Origin of the sequence: Clostridium sp. BJN0001 (genome assembly GCF_022869825.1) — a bacterium.
Taxonomy (GTDB): domain Bacteria; phylum Bacillota; class Clostridia; order Clostridiales; family Clostridiaceae; genus Clostridium.
The window spans coordinates 697,602-711,873 of sequence record NZ_CP094971.1 but is presented as its reverse complement, the minus strand read 5'-3'; the positions used below and the strand labels follow the sequence as shown (position 1 = coordinate 711,873).

At 24.7% G+C, this 14,272-nt stretch carries 15 protein-coding genes; all 15 read right to left on the bottom strand.

What is annotated here, in order from left to right; all coding sequences use genetic code 11:
• Nucleotide 1: 1 nt before the first annotated feature.
• The 15 genes from MTX53_RS03360 to csrA all read right to left on the bottom strand — a co-directional run bounded on the left by MTX53_RS03360 (nt 2) and on the right by csrA (nt 14,271).
• Nucleotides 2–1,405 (bottom strand): glycosyltransferase family 2 protein, encoded by a 1,404-nt coding sequence (locus MTX53_RS03360; RefSeq protein WP_244834813.1) that lies wholly within the window; start codon nt 1,403–1,405, stop codon nt 2–4.
• 101 nt (nt 1,406–1,506) lie between these two features.
• The gene (locus MTX53_RS03355; protein ID WP_244834812.1) at nt 1,507–3,234 is read right to left on the bottom strand and encodes a hypothetical protein; all 1,728 of its coding nucleotides are present in this window, start codon (nt 3,232–3,234) and stop codon (nt 1,507–1,509) included.
• Nucleotides 3,235–3,330: 96 nt separating this feature from the next.
• A complete protein-coding gene (locus MTX53_RS03350) occupies nt 3,331–4,599 on the bottom strand; it encodes a glycosyltransferase (RefSeq protein ID WP_244834811.1) in 1,269 nt (422 codons plus the stop codon).
• Nucleotides 4,600–4,686: 87 nt separating this feature from the next.
• Nucleotides 4,687–5,670 carry an FkbM family methyltransferase gene (locus MTX53_RS03345; RefSeq protein ID WP_244834810.1) on the bottom strand — a complete coding sequence of 328 codons (984 nt, stop codon included), beginning with the start codon at nt 5,668–5,670 and terminating at the stop codon, nt 4,687–4,689.
• 134 nt (nt 5,671–5,804) lie between these two features.
• Nucleotides 5,805–6,773 carry an ATP-grasp domain-containing protein gene (locus MTX53_RS03340; protein WP_244834809.1) on the bottom strand — a complete coding sequence of 323 codons (969 nt, stop codon included), beginning with the start codon at nt 6,771–6,773 and terminating at the stop codon, nt 5,805–5,807.
• Between the two features lie 18 nt (nt 6,774–6,791).
• A complete protein-coding gene (pseB, locus tag MTX53_RS03335) occupies nt 6,792–7,796 on the bottom strand; it encodes a UDP-N-acetylglucosamine 4,6-dehydratase (inverting) (protein WP_244834808.1) in 1,005 nt (334 codons plus the stop codon).
• Nucleotides 7,797–7,805: 9 nt separating this feature from the next.
• Nucleotides 7,806–9,539: a 6-hydroxymethylpterin diphosphokinase MptE-like protein gene (locus tag MTX53_RS03330; protein WP_244834807.1), complete on the bottom strand. Its 1,734-nt coding sequence runs from the start codon at nt 9,537–9,539 to the stop codon at nt 7,806–7,808.
• A gap of 19 nt (nt 9,540–9,558) precedes the next feature.
• Entirely contained in the window at nt 9,559–9,912 is a 354-nt protein-coding gene (locus MTX53_RS03325; RefSeq protein ID WP_244834806.1) for a hypothetical protein, read from the bottom strand.
• A 126-nt stretch (nt 9,913–10,038) separates the two neighbouring features.
• Complete coding sequence (locus MTX53_RS03320; RefSeq protein ID WP_244834805.1) at nt 10,039–10,848, bottom strand: flagellin; 810 nt, start codon at nt 10,846–10,848, stop codon at nt 10,039–10,041.
• 130 nt (nt 10,849–10,978) lie between these two features.
• Nucleotides 10,979–11,308: a hypothetical protein gene (locus MTX53_RS03315; RefSeq protein WP_244834804.1), complete on the bottom strand. Its 330-nt coding sequence runs from the start codon at nt 11,306–11,308 to the stop codon at nt 10,979–10,981.
• A gap of 16 nt (nt 11,309–11,324) precedes the next feature.
• Entirely contained in the window at nt 11,325–12,923 is a 1,599-nt protein-coding gene (gene fliD, locus MTX53_RS03310; RefSeq protein WP_244834803.1) for a flagellar filament capping protein FliD, read from the bottom strand.
• A gap of 21 nt (nt 12,924–12,944) precedes the next feature.
• Nucleotides 12,945–13,325, bottom strand: a complete 381-nt coding sequence (gene fliS / locus MTX53_RS03305) for a flagellar export chaperone FliS (protein ID WP_244834802.1) — start codon at nt 13,323–13,325, stop codon at nt 12,945–12,947.
• Between the two features lie 11 nt (nt 13,326–13,336).
• Entirely contained in the window at nt 13,337–13,633 is a 297-nt protein-coding gene (locus MTX53_RS03300; RefSeq protein ID WP_244834801.1) for a hypothetical protein, read from the bottom strand.
• 2 nt (nt 13,634–13,635) lie between these two features.
• The gene (locus tag MTX53_RS03295; protein WP_244834800.1) at nt 13,636–14,016 is read right to left on the bottom strand and encodes a flagellar protein FlaG; all 381 of its coding nucleotides are present in this window, start codon (nt 14,014–14,016) and stop codon (nt 13,636–13,638) included.
• Nucleotides 14,017–14,052: 36 nt separating this feature from the next.
• Nucleotides 14,053–14,271, bottom strand: coding sequence for a carbon storage regulator CsrA (gene csrA, locus MTX53_RS03290; protein ID WP_244834799.1), 219 nt, complete (start codon nt 14,269–14,271; stop codon nt 14,053–14,055).
• Nucleotide 14,272 lies beyond the last annotated feature (1 nt).

Below are 14,272 nucleotides of genomic sequence, written 5' to 3'. Positions count from 1 at the left end.
ATTAACCTTCTTTCTTAAGAACATTATTTATATTTACTATTTTAGTTTGATTTATGTTTTGCATTAAAAGTATAGAGTAAATTCTTTCATATGCATGAATAGGGATAATAAAAATAATGTCAGATATATCAAAAATGTCTTTATTATTTTGAATATTTATAACATTTTTGCAATAAGTATAACCATCTGCAATCCATACATTTTTTATAAATTTATATGTTTTAATTCTATTTTTTAAATATAATGCTAAATTTGAATATCCATATAAGATTATATTTTTAATATTATTTTCCTTAAGATATTCTTTTAAAATATCATAAGATTCCAATTTAAATATACTTTCATACAAATCATTATACATTTTTATTCTTTTAACATCATTTACTCGATGGCTATCATTTTCAATAGATAATCTTTTTGCATTATTTGCATTATTTTGAAATATTAATTTATCCATTTTGTATCCTAATTCAAAATCTATATTATAATAAAACATTTTTTCAATTAATTTTGAATCATAAAACATTTTATACTTTTTAAATAATCTATTATTTTCAATATTAATCTTTTGTTTCATCCACCATATATACACTTCTTTTTTCACACTATTATTTTGCTCTAATAAACAATATGGAACAAAAGTTTCATTAAATTTAAAATATTGATATACTTCTTTATACATCTCAATTTTATCTAATTTAAAATTTTCATCTATATAATTAAATATATCTAATATTTGAATCTTATTTTTCCCGCTTCCTGTTATACTATCGCTATGCCTTACATAATTATATAAACATTTATTTAAATAATATACTTTTGGTTTATATAAACCTAAAATAATTGTGTCCAAAAGATCTTCGCCCATACTGTAACTAGATGATAATATATTTATCTTATTCTTTATAATAAAATCTTTTTTTATAAATTTACAATAAAGTCCATTCTGCATACTTTTTGATGACATATAGATTTTAAGAAAATCACTGTCAATTGAATTTTTATAATCTATCTGAGCAACATATTGTTTTTTTTCATTATTTTTTATAATATTAATATTATAGTAAACAAAATCATATTTATTATCTGATACACATTTAACTAATTCTGCTATACATTCTTTTTCTAAATAGTCATCTCCATCAACAAGTAAAAAATACTCACCATTTGAAAATTCAAATCCTTTTTTTCTAGCAGCCTGTACACCTTTATTCTTTTGTGAAATCATCACAATTCTTTTATCCATAAGTTGCATTCTTTTTATTTTTTTATATGTATTATCTATTGAGCCATCATCAACTACTATAATTTCTATATCTTTATATGTTTGATTAATCAAGCTTTGTAAACATTTTTCTATATAATTCTCAATATTATATGCAGTTACTACTATACTAACTTTCATAAATACAATCTCCTAAACAATGATTTTATTTTCTAAATAAAATATTGCACGTTGAACTTCTTTAACATATATATCTACAATAACATCAATTAAATTACTATTTAACATATTATTTCATTAAATATATCTGCTAATTTTCTAGTTAAAGTTCTTCTATCATAATTTAATATTTTATCTTTATCATACCCTATATATTCTTTATTTTCTTTCCATAACATATACTGATTATATATGTATTCCTTTATTCCCTCTAAATCTTCATATTTAAAATTTTTTCCAGATTTTGTCTCTAAAAGTAATTTTTCAACTAAACTTCCTTTAGGTGATAAGGCTAATATCGGTTTATATAATCTTAAATATTCAAAAACTTTTCCTGTATAAATAGATTTAAATTTATCTTCTTTGCCTATTGGAAGTAATAATAAATTACTTTTAGAATTTAAATAAATAGCATCCTTATGTGCCAAATATCCTCCTATCTGGCAAATATTATTTTTATCATATTCTTTTATTCTTATAGAAGTATCTCCTAATAATTTTCCATAAAATTCAATGCATATGTTATCTGCACTAATTTTATTTTCAGAAATTAAATTATTAACTGCATTAAATAAATTAGCACATAATCTATTTTGAAATAATGTTCCTGTATAAGTAATTTTAAATTTATTATTTTTTGTCTTACCTATATAATTATTAAAATCCTCTTCATCATATCCATTAGTTATAGTTAAAACCTTTTTTCTATCTAATGAAAATACATTTATATATTCTTCTGTTATTAATGGTGTGACCTCAATAATTCTATCCGCATAATTTACAATTGCTTTCTCTATTTCCTCTTCTAGTTCTTGTCTTTCTTTAGGCATCTTGCTTTTATATGGATCTCCTATCCATGAATCTCTATAATCTGCAACCCATGGGATTGAATACTTATCTTTAATAAAATACGCTGCTATATGATCTGAATATGGTGCCGATGTAGAATAAATAATATCTATATCATTCATATTTACATAATTTTCTATATTTTGTATTACCTCATAAGCCCAAAATACAAATGGATCTGGTATAAGAACATTTTTTCTATTACCATTAAAATCATTATTTAATAAATTAATAAAATTAATTAATTTTTCTTTATTAGCAATCATTTTATTAATTATATTTAAATAATTAGTTATTTTTCCATTATCAAGCTGTTCTGAATATACAATATCACATTTAATTCTAACTATTTTTATACCTTCATCTAGTTCTTGTAGTAATGATTCATCATTACTCTGCGTTCCATAATATTTATCTGTAGTTACTATTATAGGATTCCATTTATAATATTTTAAATATTTAGCAAATTTCAGTACTCTTTGAACACTACTACCAGCAGTTGGTGGAAAATCATAAGCAATCATCAAAACATTTCTACCAATTTTATTGTTATTTTCTTTCAAAGTAATTTTATGTTTATTAATAGTATCAGTTTCCAACTTAATATTATTAATTATTCCTAAATCAACTGCTTTATTTATAAAATATTTTTTCTTATATGTTATATCATTTATATCAGCATACCAAAATACATATATATTTTTTAAACCATAGCTCTTCAATTGAAATGATATTTCTCCATAATATTCACTTGTAATTATAATTTTATCTTCCTTATATTTTAAAAGTTCATCTGTTGAAATGATTTTTTTATTGCAAAAATATGTATTCCATTTGTTTTTATCATTATCACAAAAATAGCATATGTCATATTTTTCTTTTAAAACATTATATGCTATTTTGCCTTTTTTTGATGCTCCAAATAAAATTATTTTTTCCATAATAATCCCCTCTACTTTTTTCTATTAAATATTTACTATTCTAAAAACTTCATTTTCACATTAATTTATCAAAAAACATTAGACTCGCTTTCTAATTTAAAGATTTCTAATCACTTCTTTTATTCTTTTCATAGTTTCTTCAATTCTAAAGTTATCTTCAACAAATTTCCTATATTTGAAACTTTCTATTTTCTCTTTTTCAAATTTATCAACAAAACCTCTTAATGAAAAATATGTATATTCTTCCGGATATAAGCATTCAATTCCTGGAAAATAATTAATTACTGGCTTTAATCCACATGCCATTCCTTCAAGAATATTTAATCCCTGAGATTCAACTATAGAACCACTTAAAATATATTGTTTATCTGAAAACCAATTTGATAATTTTTCATGTGGAATTTTACCACATAAAATAATACTTTTTTCTAGATGTAATTTTTTTATAATTCCTTTAATATATCTATAACTCAATTCCTCATTTTTATAACTTGCTATATATAATTTATAATTGTTATTAATATTATATAATTCATAAAATAACTGTATTACAGCAGGTATATTTTTCTTAGCTATGATGGAGCCAACAATTGCTATATTATACCCTTTTTGTTTTTCTTTAAATTCAAATTCTTTATAATCAAATATATTAGGTATAACAATAGTTTTATCTTTCTCAATTTTAATCTTTGTTAAAAACTCTTCTTTTACCCAATCAGCTACAAAAATTATTTTATCAACTATATTCCAGTTCATAGAATAAATTTTTTTTTCAAAAATCTCATATAAATGTAATCTTACTATAACTTTCTTACTTTTAATTATTTTCAGATTGCTACAATATTGAAATAATATATCACACCATTCAAACCAACATAAATCGCACCAGTTTAAGCAATCTAACACATCTTTTTCATCATTAATATTACAAATTCTAACATAATATTCTTTTTGCAAACTATCTATTATTTTTTTACAGAAATCGATATTTCCATTAACAAAGAACGCAATTTTTTCTACTTTTTTATTTTTATTATCTAGCTGTTTATCACCATCAATATCTTTCAGGGTGTATCTAGTATCATTAAAAATATGTATATAATTAAAAACATCAATTTTTTTTATATGCATTTTTTCTAACTGTGAAATTATTTGATTTGAGTATATACTCGTTATAATAACTCGTATACCTTCAAAATTGTCTTTTAATTGCATTGGAGAAATAATTTTTATATTGCAAAATTCTGTATTCCATTTTTCTTTAGAATTATCACAAAAAAATAATATTTCATATTTATTCTTTAACTTTTGAAGTGCTACTTTACCAAGATTTGAAGCTCCAAATAAAATGACTTTTTCCTTCATACGTATTATATTCTCCTTTAATCATATGATTATTTTTTTAATATCCTCTCTTTTTAATATCTAATTTATAATATAACGAAAATTATTTCATATTTTTCTAAAAATATATGTAGCACAATTAAAACTAAATACTTTTTTATATCCATATTTTTTCAAATACTCAGTTATCTCTTTATATTTAATTTCTGTCAAAATTTCTACACATAAAATAGGTCTATATTTAGCAATAATTTTTTCGGCACCTTTTAAGACTAAATATTCCATTCCTTCAACATCAACTTTTATTAATCCAATTTTTTTGTTCAAAGGTAACATAATATCATCTAAAGTCTTAACTTGTATAAAACCATTTTTATCATATTTTATTTTATTTGATCCCCAATTATTTTTATCTATTATTTCTAAATTTCCATAACATTCTTCATTTGAAAGTGCACAATTTTTAAGAAATACTTTATTATCTATATTATTAATTTTCATATTCTTCTCAAAAATTTTTCTCAATTTAATATTAGGTTCAAATGAATATACATTTAAACTATCTATAACTTTAGCAAAATACAAACTATGATTACCTATATTTGCTCCAACATCTATTATGACTTTATCTTTTAAATCAAATTCTTTAATTTTTTCCAATATTTTTATTTCATAAAACATAGAATAATCATAAATTAAACCTTGAATATATTCATCTCGATTTGGTAAATAAAATTTTATTTTTCTGTTATTATACGTTATTGAATATACATCCTTTTCCTCTTCTTTTTCTCTTGTCCTTATTTTATATGTGTCATCATTAACTAGTAAAAAATATGAAATTTTTCTTAACTTTAATTCTTTTAATTGCTTACTTATTTCTTTAATATACATACTAGTTATTATTATTTCATAATCCTGATATATTTCTTTTAATCTATTAAAAGAAATTATTAAAACATTGTTAATCTTTTTGCCTTGTTTAGCGATATCATTATCACAAAAATATACAATTTCATATTTCTCTTTTAACAGATTAACTGCTTTTTTACCAAGTTCTGAAGCACCAAATAAAACGACTTTCTTTTTCATAATTCTAACATTCACCTCTATAACATAATTTTATATCTCAGTTCATATAAGATATAAATACTTTCTTATATAATAATTATATATTGTATAACTTTTATTAAATTACTTTTATGAAATAATTGCTTTCTAATTTTTTAATTTAAAAATACAGCTTCCTCATACCTAATCATAATCTTCTCATTAAAATCTCTGCAGTATTCACTCTTTTTTTCCATTACCATATCAAATATCTTTTGTCCATAGTTAGCTCCCGCTTCAAAACTAAGTGGTACTCCACCTCCAAAGCGTGGATTTATTTCCAAAAGAAATAACTTTTGATCAAATGTCTTTATAAACTGTATTGTAAGAGGGCCTACACTAGATACTTCATCTTTATCTCTTAATTCATTTAATTTTTTTATAACTTTTAATGTCATATCTATTATCTGTTTATCTTTTATAGTAGCGCTCTTTACAACTTCACCGCTTCTTATTTCAATTCTTTTTCTTGGAACAATATAAATAGGATTTCCTTTAAAATCTACAAGTACATCAACAGTATATTCATCCCCTGATATAAACTCTTGAACAATACAATTTTTTACATAATTCTTGAAGAATATCAGTTCAGTTTTATTCTCAGCTTTAAAAACGCTGCTGCTTCCCATACCATCTCTTGGCTTTATAATAAATTTTAATTTATCAAAATTATTATTATGTATTAAGCCTTCTATTTCTTCATCATTATATACTTTAGGTAACTTTATATCTGAATTTTTAAAAAATGTATATGTCTTCTTTTTATCTTTACATATATCTAATATTTCTTTACTACTTAATAAAAGTAGTGTTCCTATATTTTTAAATTCTTTTCTAGCTTCGCTAAGTTTTTCAAATTCTCCTTCATATAAAGGTATCAAAACTTTTATATCTTCTTCTTTGCATATTTTTAAAAGCATATTTATATATGTATCTTCATTTGCTTTTGGTATTTTATAAAATTTATCTGCAAAATATCTTCCTGCATTCAATTCTCCTGCATCAGCACCAATAACTTTAAAATTTTTTTTTAAATGTTTTATAAGCTGTACCCTTTTTCCTATAGAAGTTAATAGTAAATTCATCTCTTTATTCTCCAAATATTAAAAATCACTGTCATTTAAAATCTTTTTTAAGTCAGCTACAGAAAGCCACTCTTTATTTGTTGCTGAATTATATTCAAATCCCTCTTCTACAGGTTTTCCACCAGGTGTCATATTTTTCTGTGAATTCCACCAGTTAAAATGTGGATAAATTATATAATGCTTATCATACTCATAAGTCATTCTTGAATCATCCCTAGTTATCATGACTTCATGAAGCTTTTCACCTTCTCTTATTCCAACTTCCTGCATATCCCCATCAGGATTCATAGCTTTAGCTAAATCTGATATTTTAAATGAAGGAATTTTTGAAATATAAGTTTCTCCGCCTTTTGACTCTTTTAAAGCTTTAAATACCAAATCTACGCCTTGATCAAGTGTTATAAAAAATCTTGTCATTCTATAATCAGTAACTGGCAAAACTTTTTTTCCGCTTTCAAGAAGCGATTTAAAAAATGGTATTACAGATCCCCTGCTTCCAGCAACATTTCCATATCTTACAACAGAAAATACTGTTCCATGACCTGCTGAATACGCATTTCCTGATATAAATAATTTATCAGATACAAGCTTAGTACCACCATATAAATTAATAGGGTTAACAGCCTTATCTGTTGAAAGTGCAACTACTTTTTTTACATTACAGTCAATTGCAGCATCAACTATATTCTGAGCACCATGAATATTAGTTTTTATAGCTTCAAACGGATTATATTCACATGCAGGAACCTGTTTCATAGCTGCTGCATGAATTACATAATCTACATCTTTAAATGCCCTATAAAGTCTTTCTTTATCTCTTACATCACCAATAAAAAATCTTAATTTTTGATATTTTTCAGGATATTTAAGTCTAAACTCTTTTGCCATATTATCTTGTTTAAACTCATCTCGTGAGTAAATTATTATTTTTTTAGGGTTATATTCCTTTAAAATTCTTTCAGCAAACTTATGTCCAAAAGAACCTGTCCCACCTGTTATTAAAATAATTGAATTATTAAACACATTATCACCTCAATTTATTTTTTCTAAATCTTTTATAATATTTTCTATTTGTGGTGAATATTTTTCTATAACTTTCTGTACATTGCTATATAAATCAAATGCCATATTATATTTTTTTTGAAATTTTTCTATAGGAGAATCACTAAAAATAACTGCATATTTATTATTTCCTTCAACCTCATATATAACCTTTGATAATAGAGCATCAAAAACTATTAAATTGTGAATCTTACTTTGAATTTTTTTATGGAGTAATAAAAATTTTTCTTCATACTTTTTATATAAATTATTACCATACATAACTTTACACTTGTTTAAATTGTTTTTGCCATCTTCACAAAGTTTATAAAATTCTGTACATTCTTTTAATGTATTTTTTAAATATTCACAAATCATTTTAGAATAATCTACATCATTAATATTATCAAGATATTGATCTATCGAAATAATCTTCTCTTTTTTTATTTTTTTAAGTACTTCAGATAGTGTATGTATCTCAGTACCCTTTATATTAGATCCACCTTCTGTTGCATTTATAAAACTTATACTTGGATTCTCAGAAATTATTTTTTCTAGATTTTCTCTATAAGAATTAAGAACCAAACTTGTCCTTACCTTGTTTCCATATATATCGTCAACATATATATCATCATTTCTCTTATAAATTCTATGTTTCGCATCACTTCCTGGATTTCTTGCCGAATTATCATGTTCTAGATCATTTGTATATGCTAAATCCTGTCCTATATAAATAATAGGATTACATCCAATATATAACGCCACTTCAGTAAGACTATGTGCAATAGATCCACCTCCATAAAGAGATGGTATATCTTTTTTCAAAATATCATTTAAAAATTGATTCTGTAATGAATATATTTTTTTTCTTTTATGATGAAGCAATACATATGTAGGCGTAACATCATTAAAATAGAGTGGATAATCTACTTTTTCAATAACATCTTTTACAATTTCATATGATTTGTCTGTTGGATCAACTATTCCTAAAAGGCTAGGATGTATATTACGTTCCATAAGTGTCTTTATTGTTCTTCCACCTGTTAATATAAGTGTATTATCTATATTCCTTAAAAGATTAACATTTTTACTTAATGAAGGACCTGCTGAAACAATTACTGCAGGTTTATTCTTATATTTATCTTTAAGAATATTTATTTCAGGATTTTTTGCAATATATTTAATATTTCCAAGAAAATTTTCAAAATATTTATTTCCTAATATATTTAATGTATTTCTGTTAATTACAATATTAAATATAGAACTTTTTATATGACTATATATATGTTCATATTCATTCCAAAAAATATTAGCATATTTACAATATGTATTAACTTTTACAAAATTAACATTTGATTTATTAACATAATTTTGAAAAAAATCATCTACTTCTTTTATTGAATTAGTTATTTTAATTCCAGATTTATTTAAAATCTCAGCAATTTTTTTATCACTTCTACAATACTGTATAAGTTCCTTATTAAATTCTACTATTAATATTTTTTGATTTAATTCAGTATATTTTTGAATTTCTTCTATATGCTCTCCTAAACTTAATCCCAAAATAATAAATATATCATTATACGTTATAGGCCACACTGAGTCTACAAATTTTTTTATCTCTCTTTTTTGATTATATTTGCTTCCAATATAAATTTTTTTACCGCATGAGTCTACTCTTAAAATTTTATAATTATCTTTAGAAATTTCTATATCTAATGCCATTTCTCAATTCTCCACTTATTTATCTATTATCTAATGATCTACGAAACGAAATCTGGATATCATTTATTATAGGTATTAATTCATAATTTATTAAATCTCCTAATAATACATAATCTTCATTTTCAAATGAATCTATAATTTCTTTAAGCAAATCATTTAATTTATTTATATCAATGTGATCTTTTTGAATATCTTTTGTAAGTTCAGCTACCTTTATTATATATTCTATTCCATCTAATGAAGGTATAAATTTTTTTATTCCCTGAATTTCATTTCCAGACTGAATCATATTAGATACATCTTTAAGTCCTTTTTTTAAATTATTAATATACTTATAGACAGATTCCATCACTTCATATTTTTCTTCTATCATATGTAGCTTTTATCCTCCAAAATTCTTTTATTTATTTAATTATCGATAATATATATACTTTCTTTAATATATTTATGGATAAAAAAATCGGATTCAAATCATTGAATCCGATTTTTTTATTAATGACTACTGTAATAATTGAAGAACACTCTGTGGTGCTTGATTTGCTTGTGCAAGCATACTCTGTGCTGCATTTGTTAAAATCTGAGACTTAGTATAGTTCATCATTTCTTTTGCCATATCTGTATCTCTGATTCTTGACTCTGCTGCTTGAATGTTTTCTGATGTATTATCTACAGATTTGATTGTATGTTCAAGTCTGTTCTGAACAGCTCCAAGTTTTGCTCTCTGATCTGATACATTCTTTATTGCAGTATCTATTGTATCTATTGCCTCTCCTGCTTTAGTTTCATTAGAAAGATCTATGTTGTTTACAGTAATTCCTGAAGCAGTCATATCAGCTAAGCTAATTGCTATTGTCTGACCATTTTTATTACCAACTTGAATATTTACTGCCTTAGCATCTTTTAATACTTTTGTTCCATTAAAGTCTGTTTGTGATCCTATTCTGCTTATTTCTGATTTTAATTGTTCAACTTCAAGATTAATTGATGCTCTATCTCCATCTGAATAAGTTCCATTAGCTGATTGTACTGCTAATGTCTTTAATCTCTGAAGCATTGAGTGAGTTTCTGTTAATGCACCTTCTGCTGTCTGTACCATTGAGATACCATCTTGTGCATTTCTTGAACCCTGATCAAGACCATTTATCTGTGCTCTCATTTTTTCTGAGATTGCAAGTCCTGCTGCATCGTCTCCAGCTCTGTTAATTCTGTATCCAGAACTTAACTTTTCAATTGACTTTCCTTGTTCTCCTGTAGAGATTTTCATCTGTCTGTGTGCGTTCATTGCATTTAAGTTATGTGATATTACCATAATATTTTCCTCCTTGATTTTAAACGGACATCCATGTCCAAAAATTTATTTATATAAACTCTTAAGAGTTATACACTTATAAGCTTTACATTTATATATTCGCACTTATCTTTTAATACTTTAGCATTTTTTAGATTTTTTTATTAAAAAATCCAGAAGATATTTTTGAAGATGAATAACATATTCTTGCCTGTTTACGTTTCTTTAAAGAATTAATTTTATTTAAAAGATTATTTTTATGATTTTTTAAAGATAAAGATAATTCTTCATCCTTTTGTAATATCTCATTTTTTAATCTTTCATCAACATTTTGTGATTCCTCTAACTTATACATATTTATTTTATCAAGAATATCTTTTCTTTGCTTAAGAAGATTAGAAAGTTTATCTTCAGCATAAATATTCTGTATTAATTTTTTAGTTATATCTAAATACTTATTTAAATATTCATGTAGATTCATAATAATCTCCTTTTATCTAACTTGATGTTCCAAACCATGCTGACATTGAAGACTGCTGAGACTGAGCTTCAGCCATAGCTGTTTCAAGCTTAGAATATTTTGTATAAAGATCATTTTGTCTATCTGTATAATCATCATTTAAATCCTCAATTAAATTTTTCTTTTCAAGTATTGATTTATACATATCATTTGTTACTGCATAAACTCCACTTTTAGCTGCTTTCTTATTAAATACAGAATCATACTTTTCAAAATTATTATACATTATTTTTTGAACTTTTGGGATTATTCCTGCATTTGAAGTATCATCAGATGTATAATTTTTCATAAATAAATCTTTTATATCATCAAAATTACTTTCGAGTGCAGTTTTTAATTTATCTTCATCAATATCAAATTTACCATTATCTTCTTTATAATCATTTACCGCCTTAAATCCAATTCTTTCAAGAGAAAGTCCGCTGCCTCCCATAAATGTATTCATTGCATCTTTTAAACTGTCTGATAAATTTCTTAAATCTTCATCTTTTCTAAGAAGTCCAGTCTGAGCTTTTGTCTGCCAATTTTCTATCTGCTTATCTGACATAGCATCCATTTGATCATCTGTAAGTGGCTGATAATCGGTGTCATACTCTTCCCAAAGCTTTGTATTTATGTCTCCTATAAGATCATTATAATCTTTTACAAAACTTACTATTGTATCTTTTAATTTGCTTACATCTTGAGAACCTGTTATATTTACAGTATTTGTTGCACTGTTATCTACAACACCAGTATCCTTAGTAGAATCCAATTCTGTTGTTGAACTATTAAACTTAAATGTTGTTCCATCAATAGTTACGTTATTCTGATTTATTTTGATATCAGAATTATTTACTATTTCTAATTTAAATTTAGAATCATCATCGGGATCAGCAACTTTCTTATATTGCTCTCCATCTTTTATATATATTGTATTAGATCCATCTGAAATAGTTGCATAAAGTCCATTACCTGGTTTTGCCATTTCTTTATCAGTACCATTTATTTTTACTGATAATGTCTCTGTTCCAGCTTCCTTATTTTCAATAATAAGTCCGCCAGCACCATTATTAGCAAAATCACTATATCGTGCAGATACATTAAAGCCTTTTTCCTGAAGAGCTTCATTTAATTTATCAGCAATTTCAGAATCGCTCAATCCTGTTAAATCCAAATCCTTATCACTATCACTAATAATTGATGTATTATTAATACTTAATGTATTAATATTATTTAAATCATCATTACTTATTGTTGCATATGCCTTTGTAGCTTTAACAACATTACTTACTGTATAATTCTGAATATTAGCATCAGAACTTCCAGAAACTGAAACAGCACTATTATCTGATGTAAACTTAGTTTCATTATAAGCACTCATCTTAAACAAACTTGATGAGCCAGTTGTTGTTAAATACTTAGTATAAAAAGTATCAGCTTTTTTCATAATATCTTGATACTGTTCTTGTTTCCATTCTAAAATCTGTTTCTGCTGCTTTGCTGTATCAATTTTAGTCATATATGGTTTTAAAGTATCTGTAACTATTGAATCAACATCAAGTCCACTTGACATTCCTGTTATTCTCATTGTCATGGTTTATCACTTCCTTTTTATTTACATACTTTGTTTTGACTTTTTATAAGCATCATTCCACATATTGTTAATATCCTCTATAAGAGGAATGATTTCATCCATAATCTCTTTATTTTTCTGCATATTAGCATCAGCAAGTCTTCTTTTTATAAAATCGTAAACTTTATATAAATTTTCTGCCCATTCTCCTGCATTTTTATCAAGACTTACCATAAGCTCTGTAAAAATGTCCTGTGTTCTTAAAAGACTTTTATGTGCTTTAGATATATCTTTATCTATAATAGCTTGTCTTCCTATTTTAGAAAACTTAACAGCACCTTCTGTGAGCATTAATAAAAGCTGATCCTTAGATGCATAGTTTACACTGTTATTCTTATATACGTTATAGCCATTTTGATACATGATAAATCCTCCTACTTTTTCGTATCTAGAACTGTTCCTTTAATATCATCTTCATTTAGATTTTCTAATTTTTGTGCTTCGATTCTTATTGAATTCTTATTCGGTATAAAACCGTCCACTGTAATGAACCTTTTTCCTTTGTTTTCATTTTTTCTGTCATTACTTTTACTTTCGTTATTTTTTCTTTTATCTTTAATAATATTTCCTTTTCCATCGGAATCTTTTGAGGAATGCACCTTGTCTTCCTTAACTTCCTCCTGCATCTTTCTTCTTATATCAGTATCTATTTGATTTAATTTAAATTCCATATCTATGCTTTTTTATCAATTATTCCAAATTGTTCGCACATACTTGCAACCATATCTAATATCTTCTCTGGTGGGACTTCTAATAATACTTTTTTTGTATTTTGATCAACTACTTTAACCATCAATGTACCTAACTGTTTATGATAAGAAAATTCAGCCCTTGTATTATCATCTTCTAAAAATTTATTTAATTTATTTACCGCTTTTTCTAAATCTTCTTTATCATATTTTTTAGAGTCAGCAGCATTAATTTTTTTATCAGTAGATGTTTTATCATCTACTGAGCTTTCTTTAGCTAAATCCCCAGATGAAATATTATTTTGATTATTATTATATGTGTTTATAGCAGCTACTGAAGACTTTGCAATTGAGTTAACATCCATGTTATCATTCCTCCTTGAAATTCACAAAATATTCTTTTACTTTTTACTAATATTTTTTAACATATTAAGATCCACTTTTACTGCATCCTTATTTTCTTTTTGAACCTCATCATAAATTTCTTTTCTAAGAATCGAAACTTCTTTTGGAGCATTAATTCCAAGTTTAACGCTTCCATCATCTATTCTACTTACTGTTATTTCTATATCATCACCTATTTTTAGTGATTGACCTTTTTTTCTAGTGATTATTAACATC